Annotated in this window: 25 protein-coding genes; 14 read left to right on the forward strand and 11 right to left on the reverse strand. The window is 52.6% G+C overall.

Annotation, left to right across the window (positions count from 1 at the left end; all coding sequences use genetic code 11):
* Positions 1-97: 97 nt before the first annotated feature.
* Genes NF212_RS23365 through hyaA form a run of 11 tightly spaced genes read right to left on the reverse strand, consistent with a single transcriptional unit; the run spans position 98 to position 13,017 of the window.
* A complete protein-coding gene (locus NF212_RS23365) occupies positions 98-676 on the reverse strand; it encodes an ATP-binding cassette domain-containing protein (RefSeq protein WP_434362975.1) in 579 nt (192 codons plus the stop codon).
* Complete coding sequence (locus NF212_RS23370; protein WP_434361330.1) at positions 666-1,376, reverse strand: ATP-binding cassette domain-containing protein; 711 nt, start codon at positions 1,374-1,376, stop codon at positions 666-668. The genes NF212_RS23365 and NF212_RS23370 overlap by 11 nt, the downstream gene beginning before the upstream one ends.
* Positions 1,363-2,223 carry an ABC transporter permease gene (locus NF212_RS23375; RefSeq protein ID WP_434361331.1) on the reverse strand — a complete coding sequence of 287 codons (861 nt, stop codon included), beginning with the start codon at positions 2,221-2,223 and terminating at the stop codon, positions 1,363-1,365. Before NF212_RS23375 ends, NF212_RS23370 begins: the two co-directional genes overlap by 14 nt.
* Complete coding sequence (locus tag NF212_RS23380; RefSeq protein WP_434361332.1) at positions 2,220-3,200, reverse strand: ABC transporter permease; 981 nt, start codon at positions 3,198-3,200, stop codon at positions 2,220-2,222. The genes NF212_RS23375 and NF212_RS23380 overlap by 4 nt, the downstream gene beginning before the upstream one ends.
* The gene (locus NF212_RS23385; protein WP_434361333.1) at positions 3,182-4,819 is read right to left on the reverse strand and encodes an ABC transporter substrate-binding protein; all 1,638 of its coding nucleotides are present in this window, start codon (positions 4,817-4,819) and stop codon (positions 3,182-3,184) included. Before NF212_RS23385 ends, NF212_RS23380 begins: the two co-directional genes overlap by 19 nt.
* The gene (gene hypF / locus NF212_RS23390) at positions 4,820-7,192 is read right to left on the reverse strand and encodes a carbamoyltransferase HypF (RefSeq protein ID WP_434361334.1); all 2,373 of its coding nucleotides are present in this window, start codon (positions 7,190-7,192) and stop codon (positions 4,820-4,822) included. It lies immediately after the preceding gene.
* A 6-nt stretch (positions 7,193-7,198) separates the two neighbouring features.
* Complete coding sequence (locus NF212_RS23395; RefSeq protein ID WP_434361335.1) at positions 7,199-8,926, reverse strand: hypothetical protein; 1,728 nt, start codon at positions 8,924-8,926, stop codon at positions 7,199-7,201.
* Positions 8,927-8,936: 10 nt separating this feature from the next.
* Entirely contained in the window at positions 8,937-9,473 is a 537-nt protein-coding gene (locus NF212_RS23400) for a HyaD/HybD family hydrogenase maturation endopeptidase (RefSeq protein WP_434361336.1), read from the reverse strand.
* 4 nt (positions 9,474-9,477) lie between these two features.
* Complete coding sequence (gene cybH, locus NF212_RS23405; protein ID WP_434361337.1) at positions 9,478-10,155, reverse strand: Ni/Fe-hydrogenase, b-type cytochrome subunit; 678 nt, start codon at positions 10,153-10,155, stop codon at positions 9,478-9,480.
* A gap of 10 nt (positions 10,156-10,165) precedes the next feature.
* Positions 10,166-11,869, reverse strand: coding sequence for a nickel-dependent hydrogenase large subunit (locus NF212_RS23410; RefSeq protein WP_434361338.1), 1,704 nt, complete (start codon positions 11,867-11,869; stop codon positions 10,166-10,168).
* A gap of 2 nt (positions 11,870-11,871) precedes the next feature.
* Positions 11,872-13,017 (reverse strand): nickel-dependent hydrogenase small subunit, encoded by a 1,146-nt coding sequence (gene hyaA / locus NF212_RS23415; protein ID WP_434361339.1) that lies wholly within the window; start codon positions 13,015-13,017, stop codon positions 11,872-11,874.
* A gap of 504 nt (positions 13,018-13,521) precedes the next feature.
* On the opposite strand from hyaA, the gene phnC reads away from it, so the two are divergent.
* The 14 genes from phnC (at position 13,522) to NF212_RS23485 (ending at position 24,694) form a co-directional block, all read left to right on the forward strand.
* Entirely contained in the window at positions 13,522-14,355 is an 834-nt protein-coding gene (gene phnC / locus NF212_RS23420) for a phosphonate ABC transporter ATP-binding protein (protein WP_434361340.1), read from the forward strand.
* 24 nt (positions 14,356-14,379) lie between these two features.
* A complete protein-coding gene (gene phnD / locus NF212_RS23425; protein ID WP_434361341.1) occupies positions 14,380-15,378 on the forward strand; it encodes a phosphonate ABC transporter substrate-binding protein in 999 nt (332 codons plus the stop codon).
* A 143-nt stretch (positions 15,379-15,521) separates the two neighbouring features.
* On the forward strand, positions 15,522-16,250 hold the full coding sequence (gene phnE / locus NF212_RS23430) for a phosphonate ABC transporter, permease protein PhnE (protein WP_434362977.1): 729 nt from the start codon (positions 15,522-15,524) through the stop codon (positions 16,248-16,250).
* A gap of 67 nt (positions 16,251-16,317) precedes the next feature.
* Positions 16,318-17,013 (forward strand): phosphonate metabolism transcriptional regulator PhnF, encoded by a 696-nt coding sequence (phnF, locus tag NF212_RS23435; RefSeq protein WP_434361342.1) that lies wholly within the window; start codon positions 16,318-16,320, stop codon positions 17,011-17,013.
* A 16-nt stretch (positions 17,014-17,029) separates the two neighbouring features.
* Complete coding sequence (gene phnG / locus NF212_RS23440) at positions 17,030-17,488, forward strand: phosphonate C-P lyase system protein PhnG (RefSeq protein ID WP_434361343.1); 459 nt, start codon at positions 17,030-17,032, stop codon at positions 17,486-17,488.
* Between the two features lie 13 nt (positions 17,489-17,501).
* The gene (gene phnH / locus NF212_RS23445) at positions 17,502-18,137 is read left to right on the forward strand and encodes a phosphonate C-P lyase system protein PhnH (protein ID WP_434361344.1); all 636 of its coding nucleotides are present in this window, start codon (positions 17,502-17,504) and stop codon (positions 18,135-18,137) included.
* Positions 18,128-19,249, forward strand: a complete 1,122-nt coding sequence (locus tag NF212_RS23450) for a carbon-phosphorus lyase complex subunit PhnI (RefSeq protein WP_434361345.1) — start codon at positions 18,128-18,130, stop codon at positions 19,247-19,249. The genes phnH and NF212_RS23450 overlap by 10 nt, the downstream gene beginning before the upstream one ends.
* Positions 19,246-20,121, forward strand: a complete 876-nt coding sequence (locus NF212_RS23455) for an alpha-D-ribose 1-methylphosphonate 5-phosphate C-P-lyase PhnJ (protein ID WP_434361346.1) — start codon at positions 19,246-19,248, stop codon at positions 20,119-20,121. The genes NF212_RS23450 and NF212_RS23455 overlap by 4 nt, the downstream gene beginning before the upstream one ends.
* Before the next feature lie 50 nt (positions 20,122-20,171).
* Positions 20,172-20,948: a phosphonate C-P lyase system protein PhnK gene (phnK, locus tag NF212_RS23460; protein WP_434362979.1), complete on the forward strand. Its 777-nt coding sequence runs from the start codon at positions 20,172-20,174 to the stop codon at positions 20,946-20,948.
* Positions 20,949-20,958: 10 nt separating this feature from the next.
* Complete coding sequence (gene phnL / locus NF212_RS23465; protein WP_434361347.1) at positions 20,959-21,681, forward strand: phosphonate C-P lyase system protein PhnL; 723 nt, start codon at positions 20,959-20,961, stop codon at positions 21,679-21,681.
* Positions 21,682-21,688: 7 nt separating this feature from the next.
* Positions 21,689-22,825 (forward strand): alpha-D-ribose 1-methylphosphonate 5-triphosphate diphosphatase, encoded by a 1,137-nt coding sequence (gene phnM, locus NF212_RS23470; protein WP_434361348.1) that lies wholly within the window; start codon positions 21,689-21,691, stop codon positions 22,823-22,825.
* Positions 22,825-23,388, forward strand: a complete 564-nt coding sequence (gene phnN / locus NF212_RS23475; RefSeq protein WP_434361349.1) for a ribose 1,5-bisphosphokinase — start codon at positions 22,825-22,827, stop codon at positions 23,386-23,388. Before phnM ends, phnN begins: the two co-directional genes overlap by 1 nt.
* A complete protein-coding gene (gene phnP, locus NF212_RS23480; protein ID WP_434361350.1) occupies positions 23,385-24,149 on the forward strand; it encodes a phosphonate metabolism protein PhnP in 765 nt (254 codons plus the stop codon). The genes phnN and phnP overlap by 4 nt, the downstream gene beginning before the upstream one ends.
* On the forward strand, positions 24,146-24,694 hold the full coding sequence (locus tag NF212_RS23485) for a DapH/DapD/GlmU-related protein (RefSeq protein ID WP_434361351.1): 549 nt from the start codon (positions 24,146-24,148) through the stop codon (positions 24,692-24,694). Before phnP ends, NF212_RS23485 begins: the two co-directional genes overlap by 4 nt.
* The last annotated feature ends 39 nt before the right edge of the window (positions 24,695-24,733 follow it).

Here is a 24,733-nt window from a genome sequence, read left to right on the forward strand (position 1 = left end):
GCCTAAAGTAAAGCTGTCTTTGGACACTATTGCTATCGCAAAATAAATACTGTGGCGACTTTTGCAACGGCAACCACGTTTCCTGTCATTAGGGCAATTAAAGCTGGACTTGGCGGTCGCAAAGGGCTTCGAGTAATGTCAGGTCATGCGAGATAACCAATACCCCTATTTCTTGCTGTACGCAGTAGGGGATAAGGCTTTGCCAAAGGTGTCTTTGGGTTAGCAGGTCCAGTTGGGCGGTTGCCTCGTCGCACAGCAGATATCGCGTTGATGGCACCAGGGCTCGGATTAGGTTTAGCCTTTGAAGTTGTCCGCCTGATAGTTGTCCAGGCCGGCGGTCCAGCCAGTTTTCGCTGATCATGTAGGCATCCAACAAAGGCTGGTAGCTTTTGTCTTGCCAGCTTTCCTTAAGCGACTGTCGCAGCGTCAGATAAGGGTTGAAAGCAAATTCAGGTTGCTGGATCACCCACTGCACCGGGTTGGCTTCTCCCCGGCTATATTTGGGAGCGTCAAGCTTACCGCTTTCCAGACGCTGGATCCCGGCAAGCACACGGGCGAGGGACGACTTTCCACAACCACTTGGTCCACTTAATCCGACAATTTCTCCAGGATGAATTGCGATGTCACACAGTTCGATGAGCTTTCGCTCGTATCGGATTCGACCATCACGCAGCATCAGCACGTTTTGCCTCCCAGTTTTCAGGCAATGCTTCCCAGAGGGACGTTGTATAGGGTTGGCAAACCCCGGTGGTGATTTTTCCAGGTGTAGTAAACTCGACAACCTGACCGCCTTTCATCACTAATATGTCGTCAGCCCATCTCATCAGCTGCCGGAGGTTATGGGTGATCAGCATGACACCTGTGTTTTCATTATCAGCTTGCTGACGGAGTTGGTGATACATCCGGTTTGCTGAGGCATCATCCAGCCCTGCACAAGGTTCATCAGCCAGAATGTACTCCGGGTTTTGCACCAATGCCTGTGCCAGTAGGGCGCGTTTTCCCATCCCTCCGGAAAGCTGGTGGCGATAGCTGGCGGCAATGTCACGGTCTATTCCAAGTAAAGCGAAACTGCTGGTATCCGTGGCTTTTTCCATTTTTTGCCAGCGGAAAAGGTGCTGCCATACAGTTTTAACAGGATCCAGAATACCTGCAGACTGTGCTGCGAGCGCAACAACCGGCTTTCCGCCTATATTTCCCTTAATCAGGAACCCTTCTGGCGCATACCCCAGTACAGCATGGGCAAGAATGCTTTTCCCGCAGCCGCTTTCCCCCATCACACCGGTAATCTTCCCGCGCCTGAGTGTCAGGGTAACCGGATGGAGGAGTGAACAATCGCCATTGCGCGCAGTAACTGAGAGTTGGTTAATGTGAAGCATTAAAACCTTCGAATTGTTTTTCGTTGATTTTGTGTGGATTAACGTTTTGCCCGCGAAGCTGACGGGTAAGTTGCCGGGCAAAATGGGAAAGCAACAGGAGACAGCAAAGTAGCAGCCCTCCCGGAAAAGCTGCCACCCACCAGTGCCCGGTGAGCAGGTAACGGCTTGCCTCGGACAATAGCACGCCCATTGACGGTGTGGATGGATCCAGGCCAAAACCCAGGAAGGTCAGCCCGGCCATATGGGTCAGCGCATGGGGGAAAAGCAGCAGGGCCCCGGTCAGCCATTGAGGAACAACCTGAGGCAACATATGCCTGCGGATCACTGTCAGTGTGGGTTGGCCAAATTGTTTCGCTAACTGGAAATATGGCGTATTGGCTACAGCCTCCATTTCAAAACGCAGCAAACGGGTAAGCCGGGGCCAATGGCTGAGTGCGACTGCACCAACCAGGCCAGCTTCCGAACCACCAAAAGACAGAGACAGAAGAATCAGAAGCAGCAGATGTGGAAGTGACATAAAGACATCTACCAGCAGATCCACAACATGCCTGGTGAACCGGTTGGCCATCGCAAACATTGCAAGCAACATGGCTATCAGGCAACTGCTGCCAACTGCTATCACACCAATGCCCATACTGGTGTTCAGTGCTATCAGGCAACGGGTCAGCATATCTCGCCCGAGCCAGTCTGTCCCAAATGGGTGGGTAAGTGTCGGGGGCATGTTTTTAACCAGTAAATTGATATCGAGCCCGTTTTGGGGCCACAGTGCACCTGTTACCGCAACTGAAATTAAAATAAGTACCGGCCAGAAGTTTCGGCAGATTAACGCTGGGGTAAACCGGTTCATGGGTTTTCTCCCGGCGTCAGTCTGAGTGCGATAGCTGATGCAGCGAGATTACCGATAAAGACCATCACCGCTGTTATCAGCGTCCCTCCAAGCAGCAAGGCGGTATCATCAGCCATACCGGCTTTCACCAGTGTTTGCCCCAGCCCTGGAAAATTGAATACTGTTTCAGCCAGAATCGAGCCGCTGAACAGCTCCGCAAAACTTGCGAATTGGAGAATAACAGCGGGAACAAGGCTGTTTTTGATGATATGGAACCGGGTCAGGGCTAACGGGCTTTGGCCGTGAAGCCGTGAATAAAGAAGTGGCTCCCCGTCCAGTACATCCGCAACCTTTTCACGGGTGTGGAGCACGATAGGTGCCATATAGACCAGTGTCAGGGTTGAGACGGGTAATACAAGATGGGAAATCAGGCTGCCAAATCCCTGGCCGGTAAATGTGGAGCCAAACGGTGCAGCGCAGCATACTGGCATCCATTTCAGGGTGACGGAAAACAAGCTGATTAAAATCATTCCCAACCAAAAAGAGGGAATGGATGTCAGCAGCCAGGCCACGGATCGGATCAATAGGTCGGGCAGGCGGTTTCTGTATACGCCGGCAATTAAACCGAGGGTGAAACCCACGGCCAGTGAAAACAACCAGACCAACCCTATAAGCAGAAGTGACATTCCAACCCGCTCCCGGATTACCTCGGTGACCGGCTGGCGATAGAGGTTGGAAAACCCCATGTCACCATGCGCAAGTGAAACCAACCACTGTGAAAATTGCTGCCAAAGTGGCGTGTCCAGCCCCAACTTTGCAGCCATCTCAGCTTTTTGCCCGGCGGCGATACCAAACAGGTTACCGTTGAGATAGGCCGTTATGGGATCCAGCGGTGACAGTGCCAGAAGTCCCCAGGCAAGGGCTACAACTAAAATAAGTTGCAGTATCAGCCGTGTGGAAGTTTGTATCAGGGAATCTCTCATTGTTTCGCGGGACAAACCCATTTCCAGTCAGTGATATTATTGGTTACTGGCCAGCCATGACCATGGGGTTCAATTCCTGGTTTGCCTAAATCCAGACAAGGGGTAGTGGCATAGAGGTGTTGCAGGTTAACCAGCCATGTCCAGGGAACATCGTGGTAAATTAAATCCTGGGCGTGGCGGTAATGCGGGAGGGCTTGTTCCCATGATGCGGAAAGCTCTGCTTGGTCCAGTTCCCTGTCCACCTCTGGGTTGCTGTAGAAACCGGCATTGTAGAAATCCACTCCGCGATATTTGCTGTGGTGTGCAAAGCGCATTTCTGAAGGGCTTAGAGCTCCGAAACCAAACAGTACCGGCGATTTATGCATAACTTTGCATATGTTTTCCCAACTGTCTCCCCGTGTATGTACCACGATTCCCAGTGGTTTTACCATTTGGGCAAAGGTGAGCGCCAGTTGCTCACGAATACTGTCTCCGGATTTATAATAAAGGGTCAGTTCTGCTTTGATACCGTTTTTAACCCGGATGCCATCCTCCAGCTTCCAGCCGGCTTTTTCCAGAATCCGGGTTGCACCGGGAAGACGTTGGGTGTCATTCATTTCTGGTATGTGCGGCTCTGTACTCCACGGCAAACCGTCAGCAATGGAATAAGCCGGGCGCGCATGCCCGTCAAGCAGATTTGTTACCAACACCCGGCGGTCTATTACCTGGTCAATAGCGCTGCGGATAGCGATGTCGCTGGTGATATCGTTCCCGGTTTCATTATTGTCATATGGCACCATTGGCCAGGAGATACCCCGGTTATCAACGCTTTTTACACTCCAAAGCCTGGCATTAGCTGGTAGGCTTGCTGCATAGCGTGGGGCAATAGCGGCCAAGTCGAGTTGTCCGGACAGAAATTGGGTAAAGCGGCTGTCCTCATCACTGAAAACCACAACAAGATTTTCCAGTTGGGGTTTATGGCCGTAGTAATACGGGTTAGCAGTGAGTAACAGTGCTTGCCCTTTATCCCAACGAACCATTTTATAAGGGCCGGATCCGACAGGATGCTGGGCATAGCTGCTGGTATATGCGTGTTTTGGGACGATAGCAAGTGTAACCAGGTTATCGAGGAATGCGATGTCTGGCTTGTCCAGATGGAATGCGACTGTCTGGTTGTCTACCACCTCAATATGGTTGAGGTTAGAGAGGTCGTAAACTGTTGCTGCTCTTTTTGCTGTATTGAATGTAAAGGCAACATCCTCAGCAGTTACCGGTGTACCGTCGCTGAACATTACGCCGGGCTTTAAAGTTACAACCCAGGTTTTTCGGTCATTGGAAAGATGCCATTGTCGGGCGAGGTCACCTTCAACATTCAATGCGCTGTCTCTTTTCAGCAAAGATGACTGAATCAGAGGGTTGTTGTAATGCCCCCAGCCATAAACAGGGTCGAACCCGCGCTCGGGCTCGGAACCCAGTGACACCATAACTGGCTGGGAGTGCATGGCAGAAAGCGTATTTGGGCTTGATTCTCCCGATGCAGCATGGGCAAAGGTAACGGCAGTACCTAGTGCAAGACCGGTGACAGTTATTGCTGATAGGGACAGTACTGAAGCGGTAAGCGATGCGACCCGCTGTGCGTTAAATTTTAAGATCATCTATTCTCCGCGAATGGGTCTTTTTGTCTGGCATGGACGCTCATTTAAGCCAAACCAGATCTGGCCAAGGGCAATGCCTGAGTCATTGACAGGAAGGTGCTTCCGGGGAAGTTGTGATATGCCGCGTTGGTTTAATTCCCGGTTGCACTTTTCAAGAAGAAGCCGATTCTGGAATACCCCTCCGCACAGGGCGACAGGCAATGGGTGATATTCGCTTTGGCATGAGGCAGACAGCGAGCAAACCGCAGTTGCCAATGTTGAGATAAAAGCGTCTGCAATCTGGCCTATCCGTTGGTCCGTCAACGGGCTGGATTGGGTTGCCTGTAATATCTGCTTAAACAGGGATTGGGTTTCCCAGATTTTTTGTGCGCCATCTTCAATGATTGGAAGCGCAAAAACCAGTTCCTGGTTAGCAACTTCGCGTCCGGGTTTCTGGCGATAATCCCGTGCAGCGGATTCCAGCATCATACCTGCTTCCCCCTCAAACCGGGTTTCCCTTACAAGGTTGAGAAGCCTTGCCACCGCATCGAAAAGGCGTCCAACTGAATTGCACTGGATGCAAGATACGCCTGATTGCCAGAGCCTGTACAAATTTCGAATAAAAACAGGGGATACGCTGCTTAACGCAGGAAGATCCATCTCAATGATTGTGTCCGGGTCGTAACGCTCAAACAGCAGGGATAGCAGGGTACGGGTTGGATCTTTGATTGCCTGTTCATTGCCTACCAGTTTAAATGGTGCAAAGTGGGCGAGGCGGGTTACCTTAACTGATTCGGCAAGCAACGCTTCTCCTCCCCACAAGGTGCCGTCCGTGCCAAGACCGGTGCCGTCAAATGCAACTCCCAGCACCGGGCCCTTATGGTTATTTACTGCCATTACGGCGAGAAGATGGGCGTAATGGTGTTGAATCTCACGTTTTTCGCAGTTGTTAAACTGTCCGGCATATTGGGTCGAGACATAACCTTGGTGCAGGTCATGGATGACTTTTTCCGGGATGAAGTCATATATCTCAGACAGCGTCCGGACAGTCCGTTCGAAATGGTTTGCCGCTTCGAGTGACTGGTTCTCCCCGATGTAGGGGCTGAGCATGACCTGTTTGCCCAATGTGATGGCGATTGTACTTTTTTGCTGGGCGCCCACTGCCAGCAAGGGTGTTAAAACCGGGCTTTCCAAGGGAATGCTCAAAGGGGCGTAGCCTCTTGCCAGGCGAATCACCATCAATTCACCGTCGACAACCTGAACCACACTGTCGTCACAGGCGCGAACAATAGGGCGGTTGTGGTCCAGTACGCCGTCTACAACATCGCCAAGCTGGGTAAAAATGTCTTGAGAGTCGGTGATGATAGGCTGTCCACTGACATTGGCGCTGGTGGCGACAATTGGATTTTCCAGCATATCCATCAGAAGGCTGTGAAGCGGTGTATATGGGAGAAAAATTCCCAGGCTGCATATTCCAGTGGCGATTTCAGGTGCAATCTGGTCATCACAATCATTACGTTTTCGCATCAATACGATTGGGCGCTGGCGGCTTTCCAGTGCATCCCACTCAGCGTTGTCACCGGTAACGAGCTGTTCTGCGCTTTCCCTGTTTTTAACCATAACGGCAAGAGGTTTCGCCGGGCGGTGTTTGCGTTCCCTGAGGGTTGTGACTGCGGCACTGTTGCTGGCATCGCAGACAAGGTGGAACCCTCCCAGTCCTTTGATAGCCAGGATTTTGCCTTCACGGATAGCTTTGGCAGCATCACTTAACGCCTGCTCATGGGTACTGGTTTGTTCACCGGTGGACGTTAAGTAACGCAAGTGTGGCCCACAGTCCGGGCAACTCACCGGCTGGGCATGGTAGCGACGGTTTAGCGGGTCATTGTACTCACGCTCACAGACGGCACACATGGTGAAACCGGCCATTGCTGTGTTACTACGGTCATACGGCAGAGCCCGGATGATGGTGTAGCGGGGGCCGCAGTTGGTGCAATTGGTAAAGGGGTAGCGGTAGTAACGGCTTTCCGGGTTGCGGATATCCGCCAGGCAGTCCGGGCAGGTTGCCATATCCGGTGAGAGGGACACGGTAGCGTGCGCATGGCTGTCACTTTCGATGATACTGAAACCGGAAAATTCCGGGTTTACCGGAAGCCTTTCAGCCGTGACATTGTCCACTCGTGCCAGTGGAGGCGGGTTCTTCTCCAGCTGTAACAGAAAGCCATCAACGGCATGGGTTTTACCCTGCACATGAATGATGACACCCTGTACGCTGTTAAGCACGGTGCCTGCAAGACGGTTTTCAGTGGCAAGCCGGAATACAAAGGGGCGGAATCCCACCCCTTGTACAATGCCGGTAACCTGGATTTTTAGGTGGCTGACAGCCATTTTATCCATTGGTATTTATCCCCGGCGACGTTGTTTCAGGAACAGCGCACCGGCGCTCAGGTTACTGCCGTCCAGCGTCAGCCTGCGGTTTACAAACAGTGGGAAGTTTTTGCCGACACGCAGGGAAATCCGGTTGGCGAGCACTTCATTAGCCAGCTCATTACCGGCGAGAGTAATTGAAGACAGGCCGATATTTCCGTCCAGGTGTTCTATCCAGTTGGAAAGGTAATCTGCCAGTGAGTCCATCAGGCCGAATGCAAGCTTCGGCGTGTGTCCTTCATCGCCATCAGTTCCCAACCGGAATGCCATCAGGCTCGCGAGCGTTTTCGTGAAGTCGAGCCCGCTGATGTCAGGGTTGTTATCGAAAGCAAAATCAATTCGGTGAGAATTTTTGCCCCGGTATTTCAACGCGGCTGCCAGTACGGTGTCAGCCAGTTGATCCTTTGTCATTGCCGAGTGGGCAAGGCCGAGGATAAAGGCGGCCGCTGCGTAAAGGGTGGTCAGGTTGTCGCGAAAACCGGTGAAACTGTACGCTGCAAGTGCGTCACAGTCTTCAGGGAATTGCTGCCTGAATCGCGCAAGTAATTCATGGTGCCCTTCCTGCTCAACCAACTCTAAAACGGCTGAACCGGCTTCTGGCAAAGGGCGGAGCATGAAGAAGCTTTCAGTATTGAGTGTCCGGTCCAGCGTAACCAACTGACCCGGTGCCTGATTGCTAAAGTAGATGACTGCGGTATTTCGAAGGATGCCGGATTCTACGCTGCCACCATGCAAAGCACAGATGGCCTGGCTTTCTCGGCTGGATGAGTCGCCCGTATCGCTGAAATCGAACCGGATAGTCCCTTTTGCCCAGCTTGCCCGCAGGCCACGGATGGTAGCTGCTTCGTGCAGCGGTTCCCCAACGCAGTTAATGGCAGAGGGTTTTGCTGCAAACCGTGGGTTATCAATCTGGCTCCAGCCATTTTCAACCCAGGCCATAGCAGGCTGCAACGCGGCACTGGCGTAATAAATGTGGTCAATACCGCGCTGACGAAGGAGCTCGGCAAAGACGGAAATCTCCCGGTTCCACGCAAAGCAAACGTCATAGAGAGGGTCTGTCAAGCCGGATTGGTTATCTGAGGGACGCAGGGTGAGTCGGGGCTTTTCGATGCTGGAAAGTGCCAGGACATGGCGGTTTTCAACGGCAAAGTGATTGTTCAGCCGGTTTGGGTTGGTGACCAGAATTTGGTTCCGTACTCCGGGTTCCACTGGGTTTATTCCAAATGTATAAGTGTGCCCATTGAGACTGAGTTGTGTTCGTCCGCTTTCCAAAAACTCGGCTGCATGCTGGCTAAGCAGGCTGAATGTCAACGAAGCAGAGGAGTGCCGCTCGCCGTGGCAAACCGGGCACGCAAGATCCAGTTCACCAAATTGCGGGGACTGGTTGTCGGAAAATGAAGTGTGACAACGGCTGCAGAAAGGAAGCTGAAACGGGGCGTGTTTTATCGGTGATTTGTTACCAACCCGCGAGTCAACTACGTCCATTTTTGCACCGGTAAGCCAGCAGGAAAGCAGGAAGTCGCTGGAAATGGACGAAGCCAGTGCTTCAAGCTGAGTCTGGTTACCTTCAGCTTCAAGGATAAAGGTATTGTCTTTCCAGCCAACAGTGACATCCAGTTCCGGGTAATCAAGGTAGCGGTTACATAAATGCGCGTAGAAAGGGACTTTTCGGGAACAGGTAAAGGCAAAACGAATCAGCTTCATGGGAACTCAGTTATCCGCGTTTGTAGGAGTCAGGGATCAGGCTGTTGATGTCGATATCCGCGACGCGCTCGCAGGTAATACCGAGCGATTCCATGTGTTTGAGCAGGGCTTTTTCCATTACCGGGATGGACGCCTGAATCTTTTCAGTAAGGCCGAGGTACATAGGTTCAAGCACGGTTGGCACCATGCCAAGGATCCAGGTATCCGGCCGGTCACCCACCATTTCCATCATGATCAGGGTTTGCAGCATCTCCACTTCATGGGCGCTGCCCTGCCAGTCAATTTCCGGTGGCGCATTGTCAAAGTTGAAGTAATAAACCTGTCCCGGTTCGGCTCCCGCCGCATTGACAGTATCTACCACTATCAGGTGGTCATATTTTGCAAGGATAGGGGTCAGCCCCTGGGCCAGGGTACCGCCGTCAAGGGTATCGATCTGGTGTTCAGGATGGCTGAATCGGTAATTTTCAGTGATGTAGTTGACAAAATGTACGCCGACTCCTTCGTCGGCGTACAGGACATTGCCAATACCCAGCAGCAATATCTTCATGCGGTTAGTGGTCCTTATGGACGGGCTTGTAGTCGTAACCGGACAGGATGGAATCCGCTGAACCGTTGCGGAACCGGATACCTGTCCACACCACCATGTAAACGTGAATCACCACAAAGATGATAAACGCCCAGGTGACGTAGTGGTGCCACAGACGCACATTCGCCAGGCCACCCATCAGGTAGGTCAGGTAATCGGTGACAGGCCACAGCATGGCAGCAAGGCCACCGTGATAGACGTTGTCGTACAGCATCAGCCCGGTTACGCACATAAAGATTGCCAGAGTGGAGATACCCGCATACACCATCAGCTGGAGTGGGCCATACGCACCGTTGTGGGGCGGCTTACCCATCCACAGGTATGCTTTAATCTGCTGTACCCAGCTCTTAGTGCTCAGGGCATCACTGATGGAGCGACGCTCCACATTGCTCCGGCTGAAGAAAAACAGGTAAACCCGCGCCATGGTGATGGCGACCAAAAGGAAACCAAACACTTCATGGGCAAAGCGGATCCAGCCGTTTACCAGCACATTGGTGCTGTCCGGGGCAACCAGGAAAGGCCAGGCAATATAAAAACCGGTTACCACCAGAGCGGTGATAGCCAGGGCACGCAGCCAGTGGCAAACCCGGATAACAACGGAAAAGACCCGCTCCCGTTTATAGAGAACATCTTGGGCACTCATAGTGGACTCCTTACAGTGCGCTTGGGTCAATTCGGAACTCACTCAGCGACTGGCCTTTGTAGTCCATCACGTGTACAGAGCACGCCATGCAAGGGTCGAAAGAGTGAATTATGCGCAAAATTTCCAGCGGTTTGGTCGGGTCATCCAGCTTCAGGCCAACCAAGGACGCTTCATATGGGCCGACTTTACCATTACCGTCGCGAGGGCCTGCGTTCCAGGTGGTCGGTACGACTGCCTGATAGTTTTCAACCAGACCGTGCTTGATGCGGATCCAGTGGCTCAGCAGGCCGCGAGGCGCTTCAATCATCGCAAAACCCTTGTACTCTTTTTCAGGGTTCAGGTTTGGTGCGATATAGGTTGAGGTATCTGACTGGATATTAGCGACCAGTGCTTCGAAAGTCCGGTTGCCGTAACGGGCCTGAACCAGCGTATGCAACATACGGGCAGCGGTACGTCCCAGGGTAGTAAACAGGGCTTCTTTAGGCAGGCCGGTGCGGGCCAGGAATGCATCGACAGTCTCAACGACTTCCGGGACACCGCGGCCATAGTTCACCAACATAGCAGCCAGCGGGCCCACCTCAACGGGTTCGCCCGCATAACGTGGAGACTTCACCCAGGAGTACTTGCCTACACCGTCTACGGTTGGCAGTTTGCCAAATACAGTGTCACGCTCAACAAAAGGCGTGTGCTCCGGAATGGTTGTGCCATCCAGCGGGTGCTGTGGGTGAGGGGCGTTGTACCATGAGTGGGTCACGTCTTCTTCGATCTTGTACGGATCGATATCTTCCACATTGGCAAGGTCACCGTTACGGATGATACCGCTGTGGAACAGGTATTGGTTTTGCCCTGTCAGTACATCATCAGTAGACATGAAGTTACGTACATTCACGCCGCCCAGAACAGAAGGCTCTTTGCCGTAGGCATCGGCTGCCATGATGAGGTCAGCCTGATAGGCGCGCTCAATAAACTCAACCACGGTAGCACGGCGCTGCGCCCATTCCTGGAGACGGGCAGGGTTGATCATGTCACGTACACAGGTAATGCCGCCAACAACCACTGACTGTGGATGCGGGTTTTTACCGCCCCAGATTGCCATCATCTCAGCAACAATTCGCTGGATTTCCAGTGCCTTGAAGTAGTGTGACAGACCAATCAGGTTTTGCTCAGGGGTGAAGCTGTAAGACTTGTTGCCCCAATATGCATTCGCGAAGGGGCCCAGTTTGCCGGTATCAACAAACTTCTTCACTTTTTCCTGGATAGCACGAAGCTCGCCTTCACCGGCTGCCATCGGGGTATCGGAATACTTCATTGCCACCTGGGCGGCTTTGGCTGGATCCGCCTTCAGGGCAGAAACAACGTCTATCCAGTCAAGGCCGTGCAGAATATAGAAGTGCACGATGTGGTCGTGCATGTGCAGGGCTTCCAGCATCATGGAACGCAGGTATTTGGCGTTCATTGGCACCGCTGCCCCAATGGCATTTTCAACTGCCATGGTGCCGCACAGATAGTGCGAAAAAGTACATACACCACAGATACGCTGAACCAGCAGGCCAACGTCGAACGGGGTACGTCCTTTCAGGATAATTTCAAGGCCACGGAACAGGGTGGAAGATGCCCACGCTTTCTCTACCACATTGTTTTCGTCGACTTCGACTTCAATGCGCAGGTGGCCCTCAATACGGGTGATCGGGTCAATGACGACACGCTTGCTCATTATTATTTTTCCTCGTCGTTATAAGAGCCGGCAAAGAAGCTGCCCACTGCGTGAATACCAATACCAACAGCTGTCAGGCCAAGGGTGACGGATCCAATGGTGTCAGCGGTGGCATCCAGTCCGTGCAGAAGCTGGCGGCCGAGTGGCTTTTCAAAGTCTGCCATGTCATCCCAGAAATCCGGCTCAGAACAGCCAATGCAACCGTGACCGGCCAGAACAGGCCAGCTTGTATGGTTGTTAAAACGTTCCTGAGGGCAGTTGTTGTAGGTGTAAGGGCCTTTACAACCCATTTTGTACAGGCAGTAACCGTTTACAGCGCCTTCATCGCCGAACTGCTCAACAAATTCACCCGCATCGAAGTGGCCACGGCGTTCGCAGTTGTCGTGTACACGGGCACCGTATGCCCATTTAGGGCGGTTGAACATATCAAGGGCAGGGAGTTTGCCGAACATGATGAAGTACATGAGGGTGCCGACGATGTTGGAAGAGCTTGGCGGGCAGCCACCGAGGTTGACCACTGGGCGGTCAATCACTGCATGGACGCCTTTGGCACCGGTTGGGTTTGGCTTGGCTGCCTGAACGCCACCGAATGAGGCACAGGTACCAACGGAAATAATTGCGGCAGCGCCAGCGGCGGCTTCCCGAACCATCTCAAGGCCGGTATGTGCCTTGCAGCCCAGCGTCAAGTAAGTACCGCCGTTTGCAGTGGGTACTGCACCTTCTACCGCCAGAAGATACTGGCCGTGGTAGTCACGCATCGCTGCATCAAGGTTTTCTTCTGCCTGCCAGCCTGCTGCTGCCATCAGGGTTTCCTGATACTCGAGGGATACATGGTCAAAGATAAGGGTGCTGACATCTGGGGTAGATGAACGGAGCAAGGATTCTGAGCAGCCGGTACATTCGGCCATGTGCATCCAGATAAGCGGGACGCGATCGGCAAGTTCGGCAGCTTCGGCAACCAGACTGCTGAATGGCATAGGTAACGCCAGTGCCGAAGTGAGGGTAGCGCTCCAGATGAGGAACTGTCGTCGGCTGATGCCGTGTTGTTCCAAGCGCTCCTGAAGGGTCTGTTCTTTACGGGGGTTTAACTGGCGCAGCTTTTCAAGCCTTGCCTTACCGAGCTCATAAAGAGCTGCATGTGTATCCATGGGTCAACCTTGCATGTTGCTGATTTGTTAGAGTGTTTTTTGTGGAGAAGCAAACTGCGGCGCTAGTTTAGGGTGTCATATTCATCAAAATAGTGACACAGATCACATTTGTGGTTTGGCTTATCAGTTTGGTCATACAATTGTTCTGAAAATGGTTTGATCGAATTTCAGAAATGGTGGTTATGACTCAAGGGAAAATAAAAAGGGCTGTATTTGTTAATGGAATGATTGGGTTTTTACCTATTCATCCGGGTGGGTAGGTGCGGTATGTTCCCGGGGTGTTTGTAGCCATCGATGGGAATATGAATATTTCATGACCAACTTATCTAGACAAGTCAAGGTGGTTGTCGGTTTATAGGGCAGTAAGTATTGAGCCGTCAGGATTCAAGGCCATATCTACCAATTGACGTTGTCGGTACGCGTTATCTTACTGTCACCAATTGGTTATAAAAAAGTCACATTTAACATTGAGCATGGGGGCATTCGAAAAACGAGGTGTGCCCCATGGGTTCAATAATAGAAATTACTGACCTGAACAAAACCTTTGGCAATAAGAAGGCGCTTGACCAGGTTAACCTGACAATCAACCACAATGAGATGACTGCCTTGCTCGGTCCATCCGGATCAGGAAAGTCGACACTTCTCCGTCATCTCAGTGGACTAATAGTCTCCGACAAAGATGCGTCGGGCGAAATCAAGGTACTCGGCAAAACGGTTCAGCGAGCCGGTAAACCCTCCAAAGATGTGCGCGCGAGCCGTTCCCAGGCCGGGTATATCTTCCAGCAATTTAATCTGGTCAACCGTCTCAGTGTGATGACCAATGTTCTGATTGGCAGTCTTAGTGAGACGCCGTTCTGGCGTTCGATGACCGGTAACTTCACAAAAGATCAGAAAGCCCGTGCGATGGCTGCCCTGGATCGAGTGGGGATGGCAGAGTTTGCGTCCCAACGCGTGTCAAACCTCTCGGGTGGTCAGCAGCAACGCGTGGCAATTGCCCGTGCCCTTATGCAAAACGCCCGCATCATTTTTGCCGATGAGCCTATTGCCTCATTGGACCCCGAATCTTCACGCATCGTGATGGAACTTCTTCAGGACATTAACCGGAAAGAAGGGATTCCGGTTGTTGTGACACTTCACCAGGTTGAGCACGCACTTCGCTACTGCAAGCACATTGTGGCCCTGCGGGATGGCAAGGTCTTCTACGAAGGCAGCAGTAAAGGGGTGTCTGAAGCTGAAATAAACGAACTTTACCGCGGAAAAGCAGCACCCAGGAAAGCAGTAATGCCGGCCGGGGAAACTGCTCCTGCGTTTAATGAACCATTAACACTTACTCATTGATAAATCGGATAAAGGAATCTGAACATGTTACGCACGTTAAGGAAGATCTCTTGCGGTCTGGCAATGATGGCCAGTGCAGTCAGCATGAACGTCATGGCCGATGAGAAGCCTCTGGAAACGCTGAACTTCGGGATTATTTCAACAGAATCCCAGCAAAACCTGAGAGTTTCGTGGGACCCGTTCCTGGAAGATATGAGTGACAAACTGGGTGTGAAAGTTAAAGCATTTTTTGCCCCTGATTATGCCGGCATCATTCAGGGAATGCGTTTCGACAAAGTTGACATTGCCTGGTTCGGTAACAAATCAGCGATGGAAGCGGTTGACCGCGCTGGTGGTGAAATCTTTGCGCAAACTGTAGACGTAGAAGGTAACCCTGGTTACTGGTCACTGCTGATCACCCAGAAAGACAGCCCACTGAACAGCGTTGAAGACATGGTAGCCAAGCGTGGTGGCCTGACGTTTGGTAACGGCGATCCAAACTCCACCTCCGGCTTCCTGGTGCCTTCTTACTATGTATTTGCAAAGAACAGCATCAAGCCAACGGAGTTCAAGCGCACCCTGAACTCCAGCCACGAGGTAAACCTGTTTGCCGTGGCTAACGGCCAGGTGGATGTTGCAACCAACAACACTGAAAGCCTGCGTCGTTTTGAGCGTAACAACCCGGAAAAAGCGGCAAACATCAAAGTAATCTGGAAGTCCCCGCTGATTCCTGCTGACCCAATTGTTTGGCGTAAAAACCTGCCTGAAGAGAACAAAACAGCTGTTTACGATTTCTTCATGAACTACGGCAAAACCGGCGATGCAAAAGAGGTTGCCATCCTGAAGGAACTGGATTGGGCACCGTTTAAAGCATCAAGCGACTTGCAACTCCTGCCAATCCGTCAGTTGGCGCTGTTCAAAAAGATGAATGGTCTGGCTGGCGAAGAGAAACTCTCTGCTGACCAAACCAAAGAGCTGGGCAACATCAAAACCAAGCTGGCTGCGCTGAACCGTCAGATGGCCGCCATCGACGCAATGGAATAACAAAGATGCCGGGGAGGGCATAGTGCTTTCCCCGCAGTTCTTTTGGGCAGGAATACCCGAACATGCAAATGAACGCCAATACAAATCAAAATGCACTTACCGTTCCGGAAACGTCCATTTGGGCAAACGGACGGAAACTCCTGATGACCTTGTTTGTCGGGTTGGTTTTGGCCTGGGCCTGGCACGGAGCAGAAATGCGCCCGATGCAGCTCATCGAAGACTCCGGAAATATGGCCGAACTGGCCTCCGATTTTTTTCCGCCGGATTTCACCGGTTGGCAGCTTTATCTTGAAGAGACCTTGATCACCATCCAGATCGCTATCTGGGGAACCGTGCTCTCTATCCTGTTCTCAATCCCCTTAGGCCTGTTGTGTGCTGACAACCTGGTGCCCTGGTGGGTCTACCAACCTATGCGACGCTTGATGGATGCCGCGCGCGCTATCAATGAGATGGTCTTTGCCATGCTGTTCGTTGTCGCTGTGGGGCTTGGTCCTTTTGCTGGGGTGCTGGCGCTGTTTGTCCATACTACCGGCGTATTGGCAAAGCTGTTTTCAGAGGCAGTGGAAGCCATTGAAATAGGTCCTGTTGAAGGGGTGCGGGCAACCGGCGCAAACAAGCTGGAAGAAGTGCTTTACGGTGTGTTGCCCCAGGTCTTGCCGCTGTGGATTTCTTTCGCCCTGTACCGGTTTGAATCCAATGTACGTTCAGCAACCGTGGTCGGCATGGTAGGTGCGGGCGGCATTGGGGTATTGCTGTGGGAAGCCATTCGCGGGTTCCAGTTCCAGCAAACAGCCGCAATCATGCTGATTGTCATCGTGACGGTAAGTCTTATCGACTTCGCCTCCCAGCATATCCGCAAAGCGTTCATCTAAAAAAAATTTAACGGTACTTGTCTAGACAAGTACTTAAAGGAAACAGACAGCGAGTAAGGAACAAGCCATGCGCGTGTATCTGGATATCGCCAAAAAACTGGAAAAGGAAGTCCGTAACCGGCTGATGCCGGGGGACTACCTGCCGCCGGAATCGCAGCTTGCCTCAAGGTTCGATGTAAACCGCCATACGGTTCGCCGAGCGATTGATGAGCTGGTATTTAACGGGTTGATTGAGCGCCAGCAGGGGCGCGGAAATATGGTTGTACACCAACCTTATTCCTATCCGCTCCATGCCAAGGCGCACTTCACGGAAAACATGGCTGAGCAGGGGTCTTACCCCAGCAGTGAGGTGCTCAGCCGGAAGCTTGTGGCAGTCAACGAGAAGATTGCCGCTGTGTTTTCCATCCCGATGGAGTCAGAGGTGATCATGCTGACGACGCTGCGCAAGATAAACGGTGTACCGACCAGTTTGATTGTGCACTACCTGGCAGATGTCAGCTGGTGGCCGGTTGTGAAGCACTTTCAGTGCGGGTCGCTGCACGGTTACCTCAGTGATCACCTTGGTATCCAGTTGGACCGGCAAACCACCCGGCTCAGGGCGCGCATGCCAACAAAAAATGAATGCCGGACACTTCAGATGAATGGCCGGACCCCCATGATGATTTTCCGAACGACCAATGTCATCAGCGGTACGGACAAAGTGGTGGAGTACTCCACCTCACATACCCGCTCCGACATGATGGAAGCGGTTTTAGAACACTAAGGGAAGGACTGGACAAATGAGTATCCAGGAGAAAACAGAGCGTCAGCATTGGATGTCGGTTCTGGCGAAAGCGGAATTCGCTCAGCTGAAAGCGCATTGGGCAAACCTGAAACTGGTGCCGGCATACAGCTTCATCCGCAAGCCGGAGATTGGCCTTGCGCAGGTGCGTGCCCGGATGGGGGCAACCGGAAATGCCTTCAATATGGGCGATGTAACGGTGACGCGTACCGTCGTGCAGCTTGAAAGCGGCGAGCTGGGTTTCAGCTATATCACCGGGCGAAACAAAGAGCATGCAGTACTGGCGGCAGTCGTCGACGCCATGATGCAACAAACCGGGCACCAGTCTGGCTTGCTCAAGGAATCCCTGATTACGCCATTGGAAGCACTGCGTGACGAACAGGTTAAGCAACGCTCCCGTGAAGTGGCTACCAGTAAGGTGGATTTCTTCACGCTGGTTCGTGGGGAAGATGATTAAAACGGCCGTGAACATGAACAACAAGGAAGAAACGACCATGACCCAGATTACCCGGGGATTTGAAGACCCGGTTCATGATGCCTTGCAGGCATTCCGGAAGGTGCTCGATGCCATGTCGAAACCTGGAACCATTGCCGAGTTGGCTTCAGACGTCAGTTTTGGCTCTGCGAGCGCCGCGGCCAGCCAGATTCTGTTAACCCTTGCCGATAACAACACTCCGCTGTGGCTCTCTGGCTGTTTTACCGGTGATGAAGCGCTGGCTGAAAACATTCGTTTCCATATTGCCGCGCCGGTGACCGGAAGCGTGATGGAGGCAACATTTGCGTTGGTCAAAGCTGAAGAGGCTTTTGAGCTGGGTGATTTTCGCCAGGGTGACGAAGAGTACCCGGAAACCAGCACAACCATTTTGGTGGAAGTGGAGGGGTTCGGTGTCGGAAAGGAATTATCACTGACCGGGCCGGGCATCCAAAGCGTGAATACCCTCAAGGTAAAAGGCTTACCGAGTAACCTGCTCCGCTGCCTGATAGCACGTGAGGAAGCCGGACACCTGGCAGTCGATATCCTGCTGACTGCCGGAAACTGTGTGGTTGCACTGCCTAGGACGACAAAAATTGCAGCAGTTAACAGGGAGGCCGACTTATGTATGTAGCAGTAAAAGGCGGTGAAAAAGCCATTGCTGCCGCTCATGCACTCCAGGCGAAAAAACGCCGGGGCACGACGGAAAATGCGGAACTCTCTGTTGAGCAAATCAGCGAACAACTTGCCGGGGCCGTTGACCGAGTAATGACAGAAGGCGGAATTTACGACCGGGAACTGGCTGCACTGGCAGTGAAACAGGCCGGGGGCGATCTGATGGAAGCTATTTTCCTGCTTCGAGCCTACCGCACAACACTGCCACGCCTCGCGGTTACTGAGCCGGTGGATACGTCATCCATGACGATTGAACGCCGCATATCTGCAACCTACAAGGATTTGCCAGGCGGACAGGTACTCGGCCCGACGTACGACTATACCCACCGCTTGCTTGATTTCGCTTTGTTGGCTGAAGGTGAAACACTGCCGGATACCCGGGCAGAAGAGGCGGTGGAAACCTGCCCTCAGGTAATGGGGATACTTGAAAACCTGCAACTGGCGGTTGAAGAAAAAGATGATGGCCAGGAACCGGATGACATCACCATGACGCCGCCGAATTACCCGGCAAACCGCAGTGCGCGCCTGCAGCAATTGGTACGCAGTGATGAAGGGTTCTTGCTGGCGCTTGGTTATTCGACCCAGCGTGGTTACGGGCGTAACCACCCGTTCGCCAGTGAAATCCGTACCGGCTCTGTTTCGGTTGAGCTGGTTCCGGAAGAGCTTGGCTTTGCGATTGAAATCGGTGATATCGAAATGACCGAATGCCAGATGATTAACGGGTTTGTCGGCAGCAAATCACAGCGTCCGTTGTTTACCAGAGGTTACGGCGTCACATTTGGTGCATCAGAAAAGAAAGCAATGTCGATGGCCTTGGTAGACCGGGCACTCCAGGCACCGGAATACGATGAAGTGGCCGCCGGCCCGGCACAGGATGAAGAGTTTGTTCTCTCACACGGCGACAACGTTGAAGCGGCCGGTTTTGTCTCCCACCTGAAACTGCCGCACTACGTAGATTTCCAATCTGAACTTGAGCTTATCCGCAAGCTTCAGAAAGAGTTTGACGAGCGGCGAGAAGGGTTGCAGGAAGCGGATCAACAACAGGCGGTACCGCAAGGAGAGGGACAATGAGCCAGGCTGTGACATCTAAGACTCAACGTACCGGTGTTCAGGCCGGTTACAACTACGGTTACCTGGACGAACAGACAAAGCGCATGATTCGCCGCGCAATCCTGAAAGCGGTTGCGATTCCCGGTTACCAGGTGCCATTTGGTGGCCGGGAAATGCCGATGCCTTACGGATGGGGAACCGGGGGAATCCAGATTACTGCCGCGATTATCGGTCAGGACGACGTGCTCAAGGTGATTGATCAAGGCGCGGATGACACCACAAATGCAGTATCCATTCGGGAATTCTTTAAAACGGTTGCGGACGCAAAAACAACAGAAGAAACGTCAGAAGCAACCTTGATTCAGACTCGTCACCGCATTCCGGAACAACCTCTTCATGAAGGCCAAACCCTGGTGTATCAGGTGCCGATTCCGGAGCCGCTTCGTTTTATTGAGCCAAGGGAAACGGAAACTCGCAAGATGCATGCCCTTGAGGAATATGGCGTCATGCATGTGAAGCTTTACGAAGATATTGCCCGCTACGGCCATATTTCCACTTCGTATGCCTACCCGGTGAAGGTGGATAACCGCTACATCATGGACCCGTCACCGATTCCGAAATTCGACAACCCGAAGATGAACCAAATGCCCGCGCTGCAACTGTTTGGGGCTGGTCGTGAGAAGCGAATTTACGCCGTACCTCCCTACACCGATGTCGTCAGCCTGGATTTTGAGGACCATCCGTTTGAAGTCCAGACATGGGATGAGCCCTGCGCGATATGTGGGTCAACGGAAAGCTTCCTCGATGAAGTGGTGGTTGATGATAAGGGCGGGCGAATGTTTGTCTGTTCAGATACCGATTATTGCCGGAAGCAACAGGAGAAAAACGCATGATGGCCGTTGAATACCGGGAGAGTGAGAGCGTCTCCGCAGAATTCGATGTAATGGAAAACCGGCCTCTGCTGAGTGTGGAGGGCATAAGCAAATTGTACGCACCGGGTAAAGGTTGTCAGGACATCAATTTCGATCTTTTTCCTGGGGAAGTACTTGGCATTGTAGGGGAGTCCGGCTCTGGGAAAAGTACCCTGCTGAGAGTCCTGTCCGGAAGGGAAACACCGGATACCGGGAAGATTCACTACCTGTCCCAGTTTGACAAAGACCTTAGCCTGTATGACCTGTCTGAAAGCCACCGTCGTCGGTTGCTGCGTACAGAGTGGGGGGTGGTACACCAGCATCCGATGGATGGTCTTCGCCCCCGAGTTTCTGCCGGAGGCAACATCGGCGAGCGCCTGATGGCCGTGGGTTACCGCCATTATGGCGATATCCGCAATACCGCGCTCAAGTGGCTGAGGGACGTCGAGATACCGGCTGACCGGGTTGATGATATGCCGGTGACCTTTTCTGGTGGAATGCAGCAGCGTCTGCAAATTGCACGCAACCTTGTGACGCATCCAAGGCTGGTGTTTATGGATGAACCAACCGGCGGGCTGGATGTGTCTGTCCAAGCCCGGCTGCTGGACCTTATCCGAAACCTGGTTACCGACCTCGGCTTGTCTGTGGTCATCGTAACCCACGATCTTGCGGTTGCCCGGCTACTGGCGCATCGGTTAGTGGTGATGAAGGAGAGCCGGATTGTGGAAAGCGGCCTGACGGATCAGGTGCTGGACGATCCCCAGCATCCGTACACCCAGTTGTTAGTTTCTTCGGTGTTGCAGGGATAAGGGAGCGATGATGAATACGCAATTGACTGGCACTGAAATGCTTAGAGTCTCCGGCATCAGCAAAACCTTTGTACTGCACAATCAGGGTGGGGTATCCCTGCCGGTTCTGCAGTCTGCCGGGTTCAGTGTCCGGCAGGGAGAGTGTGTGGTATTGCTCGGACAATCCGGAGCTGGCAAGTCGACCCTGCTACGCGCGCTTTACGCCAATTACCTTGTTGATCAGGGTGAGATTGCAGTGAATACCGAAAGAGGCTGGGTGGACATCGCGAACGCCTCGCCACGGGAAGTGCTCAATGTCAGGAAAACAACACTGGGCTGGGTCAGCCAGTTCCTTCGTGTGATTCCGCGAATTTCGGCATTGGAAGTGGTGATGCAACCCTTACTTGAGCAAGGGGAAAGCCGTGAAAAAGCCTCCGTTAAGGCTGCCGAGCTTCTTGAACGTCTGAATGTGCCTGAACATCTCTGGCACCTGGCACCGGCAACCTTTTCCGGCGGCGAGCAGCAGCGCGTGAACATTGCCAGAGGGTTTATTGTGGATTCACCGGTATTGTTGCTGGATGAACCGACAGCATCTCTGGATGAGAAAAACCGGGATGTGGTGATCAGCCTGATTCGCGAAGCCAAGGCCCGAGGTGCGGCGATCGTCGGGATTTTCCACGATGAATATGTCCGCCGGCAAGTGGCTGACTGGTATTACGACATGACGTCATGCGAATTAAAACCTGCACAGTGAGGAAGTGATGATTATTACCAATGTGAACCTGGTGTTGCCGGACGGCGAGGTTAGGGGTTCAGTTGAGGTGGAAAACGGTATTATCCGTTCGATGTCTGACAGCCCCAGCCAATTGCCGGGTGCGATTGACGGCCGGGGCGACTGGTTGCTGCCGGGGCTGATTGAACTGCACACTGACAACCTGGAAAAGTACTTTACCCCCCGGCCCAAAGTGAGCTGGCCGCCATATTCAGCAATGGCCGCGCATGACACTCAGCTGATAGGGGCCGGTATTACCACGGTGCTGGATGCGATTGCAGTCGGCGATGAGCGTGACGGTGGAACCCGCAAAGACGTTCTGGACAAGATGTTTGATACGGTGGTGGAAAGTGAAAAACGCGGTGTAAACCGGGCGCAACACTTTCTGCATATCCGGTGCGAACTGCCCCACAGCACCACGGTTGGCCTGGCTGAACACTATACGGATAACCCGGCCGTCCATATGGTTTCGCTTATGGATCACTCCCCGGGCCAGCGCCAATTTGTAAACCCGGTGAAATACTATGAATACTACCAGGGTAAATACGGCCTGACGGATGCAGAGATGGATGCCTTTGCTTCGGAGCAGCGCGCGCTTTCTGATCAGTGGTCAGACAAAAATCGCCGGGCTATCGTTGAGATGTGCAAGGCCAAAGGTATCCCATTAGCCAGCCATGATGATGCCACCAAAGCCCATGTAGATGAGTCCCATGAGCTCGGTTTGGTGCTGGCTGAGTTTCCGACGACGGTGGAAGCGGCAAAACGCTCCCATGAGCTGGGTCTGAAAGTGATGATGGGCGCGCCGAATATTGTCCGTGGTGGTTCACACTCGGGCAATGTGGCGGCTCATGAACTGGCCTCGCTGGGTGTTCTGGATGCGTTGTCTTCAGATTACTTCCCCGGAAGCCTGCTGGATGCTGTATTCAAAGTGGCCGCCGATGAACGCAATGCATTTACGCTGGCGGAGGCGGTGAAATTGGCGTCTACCAATCCGGCAGAAGCATTGGGATTGGATGACCGCGGAACCATTGAAGAAGGGAAACGGGCTGACTTGTTGTTGGTAAATAAGGACCATGAACAACCTTACATCCATCAGGTTTGGCGACAGGGAATGAGGGTGTTCTGATGGCCGGACGCCTGTTTTATGTGATGGGCGCATCCGGGGCCGGGAAAGACAGTGTCATGCAAGGGATTCGCAGCAAACTTTGTGGCTCCCTTGTGATTGCTCACCGCTATATAACCCGTCCTTCAGATGCCGGAAGTGAAAACCATGTCGCTCTGACTGAAGATGAGTTTGCACACCGTAAAATACAAGGCATGTTTGCCATGCACTGGCAGGCAAATGGACATGGCTATGGTATAGGTTGTGAAATCGAATCCTGGCTGCAGAGTGATACTGACGTAATGATGAACGGCTCACGTGCATACTTTAAGTCGGCCAAAGATAAATACGGTAGTCGGGTGATTCCTGTCTGGATTGAAGTGAACCCGGTTGTGCTTGGTGAACGCTTGAGAGGCCGGGGCAGGGAGAGTGAACAAGAAATACAGGCTCGCCTTGCCCGCGCGTATGAATACAGCAGGTCGCGCCCGGGAGATGCCTGGGTGATTGATAACAGTGGTGATTTGGCTGATAGCATCGAGGGGTTTGTGCAACGGTATATTTCTTCAAAGAAGGAGTGTTATGCGTGAAACTGACGCTTCTGGGAACCGGTGATGCAGGACACATTCCTGTTTATGGCTGTAGCTGTAAAGCATGTCTAAAAGCCAAGGAAGATTCTTCCTATAAGCGGGGCAAAACGTCTGCTGTGGTGGAGATTGGCTCTAAACAATTGCTTATTGACGGGAATGCCCCGGATCTTTTGAAGCGTTTCCCTCCCAAAAGCATTGATGCGATATTGCTCACCCATTACCACATGGACCACGTACAGAGCCTGTTTGATTTACGTTGGGGGGTAGGTGAGCCCATCCCCGTTTACGGGCCGGATGACCCCAATGGATGTGATGACCTGTTTAAGCATCCCGGGATTCTGGCATTCCAAACGCCACTGCGGCCATTTGTTTCAATTGAATTTGAGGGGGTATCGATAACACCGGTGCCACTTGCGCACTCAAAAATATGTCTTGGCTACGTGTTTGAGACTAACCATGGGGGCGTAGCCAAACGTCTGGCGTACCTGACAGATACGCGTGGGCTGCCGGAGGAAACCCTTCACTGGCTGATAGAAAACCCGGTTGACCTGATTCTAATTGATTGCGCATTTCCCCCCGGTGATAACTGGCGTAACCACAACGACGTTGTTCTCGCAAAATCCCTTTTCAACAAAATTCAGCCCGGTGCTATGGGACTTATCCATATTGGTCATAAGCTTGCATGCTGGGCGATGGATAACCCTGATTATTTCAATGATCACTTTTTTCTGGCCCGGGATGGGCAGGAGTTTTTGTTATGAGCCAACCGGTAATGACGCCTCTTTCCGAAGACCCGAATGTGGATGAGAGTGCAAAATGTCACGCGTCTCAGCTTGGCCGGTATACCGAAGTCGGCGCCCGGGTCATTCTGAACAATGTTCGCCTGGGGGATTACAGTTATATCGAACATGACAGCGACCTGATGTTTACAGAGGTCGGAAAATTTACTTCCATTGCGTCTAACGTTCGGGTGAATCCCAGTAACCACCCGTGGTGGCGACCAACACTGCACCACTTTACTTATCGGCCAGCCAAGTTTGGCTTCGGTGACGGCGAGCAGATTGATGAAGAAGTGTTTGATTGGCGAGAGGAAAATAAAGTCGTTATCGGGCACGATGTTTGGATTGGACATGGCGTGATCGTGCTCCCGGGCATCACTGTCGGTAACGGAGCCATCATCGGTGCGGGAAGCGTGGTTACCAAAGATGTCCCGCCGTGGACGATTGTAGTGGGTAATCCAGCAAGGGTGTTAAGGCATCGATTTGAAGAACCGTCGATAGGGGAGCGCCTGGATGCTGTCTCGTGATGGGATTGGCCGCATGAGGAAATCAAAGAACAATTTCCG

The sequence above is a fragment of the Parasalinivibrio latis genome, from assembly GCF_036825535.1.
GTDB classification, from domain to species: Bacteria; Pseudomonadota; Gammaproteobacteria; order Enterobacterales; family Vibrionaceae; genus Parasalinivibrio; species Parasalinivibrio latis.

What these genes read in the sequence shown, in the direction of transcription:
- phnN (WP_434361349.1), top strand. Translation starts at nt 22,825, where the DNA reads ATGGCCGGACGCCTGTTTTATGTGATGGGCGCATCCGGGGCCGGGAAA.
- phnF (WP_434361342.1), top strand. Translation starts at nt 16,318, where the DNA reads ATGCGCGTGTATCTGGATATCGCCAAAAAACTGGAAAAGGAAGTCCGT.
- phnH (WP_434361344.1), top strand. Translation starts at nt 17,502, where the DNA reads ATGAACAACAAGGAAGAAACGACCATGACCCAGATTACCCGGGGATTT.
- NF212_RS23395 (WP_434361335.1), bottom strand. Translation starts at nt 8,926, where the DNA reads ATGAAGCTGATTCGTTTTGCCTTTACCTGTTCCCGAAAAGTCCCTTTC.
- hypF (WP_434361334.1), bottom strand. Translation starts at nt 7,192, where the DNA reads ATGGATAAAATGGCTGTCAGCCACCTAAAAATCCAGGTTACCGGCATT.
- NF212_RS23375 (WP_434361331.1), bottom strand. Translation starts at nt 2,223, where the DNA reads ATGAACCGGTTTACCCCAGCGTTAATCTGCCGAAACTTCTGGCCGGTA.
- NF212_RS23370 (WP_434361330.1), bottom strand. Translation starts at nt 1,376, where the DNA reads ATGCTTCACATTAACCAACTCTCAGTTACTGCGCGCAATGGCGATTGT.
- NF212_RS23365 (WP_434362975.1), bottom strand. Translation starts at nt 676, where the DNA reads ATGCTGCGTGATGGTCGAATCCGATACGAGCGAAAGCTCATCGAACTG.
- NF212_RS23410 (WP_434361338.1), bottom strand. Translation starts at nt 11,869, where the DNA reads ATGAGCAAGCGTGTCGTCATTGACCCGATCACCCGTATTGAGGGCCAC.
- phnE (WP_434362977.1), top strand. Translation starts at nt 15,522, where the DNA reads ATGACCTTGTTTGTCGGGTTGGTTTTGGCCTGGGCCTGGCACGGAGCA.
- phnD (WP_434361341.1), top strand. Translation starts at nt 14,380, where the DNA reads ATGTTACGCACGTTAAGGAAGATCTCTTGCGGTCTGGCAATGATGGCC.
- NF212_RS23400 (WP_434361336.1), bottom strand. Translation starts at nt 9,473, where the DNA reads ATGAAGATATTGCTGCTGGGTATTGGCAATGTCCTGTACGCCGACGAA.
- NF212_RS23385 (WP_434361333.1), bottom strand. Translation starts at nt 4,819, where the DNA reads ATGATCTTAAAATTTAACGCACAGCGGGTCGCATCGCTTACCGCTTCA.
- NF212_RS23455 (WP_434361346.1), top strand. Translation starts at nt 19,246, where the DNA reads ATGAGCCAGGCTGTGACATCTAAGACTCAACGTACCGGTGTTCAGGCC.
- phnL (WP_434361347.1), top strand. Translation starts at nt 20,959, where the DNA reads ATGAATACGCAATTGACTGGCACTGAAATGCTTAGAGTCTCCGGCATC.
- phnG (WP_434361343.1), top strand. Translation starts at nt 17,030, where the DNA reads ATGAGTATCCAGGAGAAAACAGAGCGTCAGCATTGGATGTCGGTTCTG.
- cybH (WP_434361337.1), bottom strand. Translation starts at nt 10,155, where the DNA reads ATGAGTGCCCAAGATGTTCTCTATAAACGGGAGCGGGTCTTTTCCGTT.
- phnC (WP_434361340.1), top strand. Translation starts at nt 13,522, where the DNA reads ATGGGTTCAATAATAGAAATTACTGACCTGAACAAAACCTTTGGCAAT.
- NF212_RS23485 (WP_434361351.1), top strand. Translation starts at nt 24,146, where the DNA reads ATGAGCCAACCGGTAATGACGCCTCTTTCCGAAGACCCGAATGTGGAT.
- phnM (WP_434361348.1), top strand. Translation starts at nt 21,689, where the DNA reads ATGATTATTACCAATGTGAACCTGGTGTTGCCGGACGGCGAGGTTAGG.
- hyaA (WP_434361339.1), bottom strand. Translation starts at nt 13,017, where the DNA reads ATGGATACACATGCAGCTCTTTATGAGCTCGGTAAGGCAAGGCTTGAA.
- NF212_RS23450 (WP_434361345.1), top strand. Translation starts at nt 18,128, where the DNA reads ATGTATGTAGCAGTAAAAGGCGGTGAAAAAGCCATTGCTGCCGCTCAT.
- phnK (WP_434362979.1), top strand. Translation starts at nt 20,172, where the DNA reads ATGGAAAACCGGCCTCTGCTGAGTGTGGAGGGCATAAGCAAATTGTAC.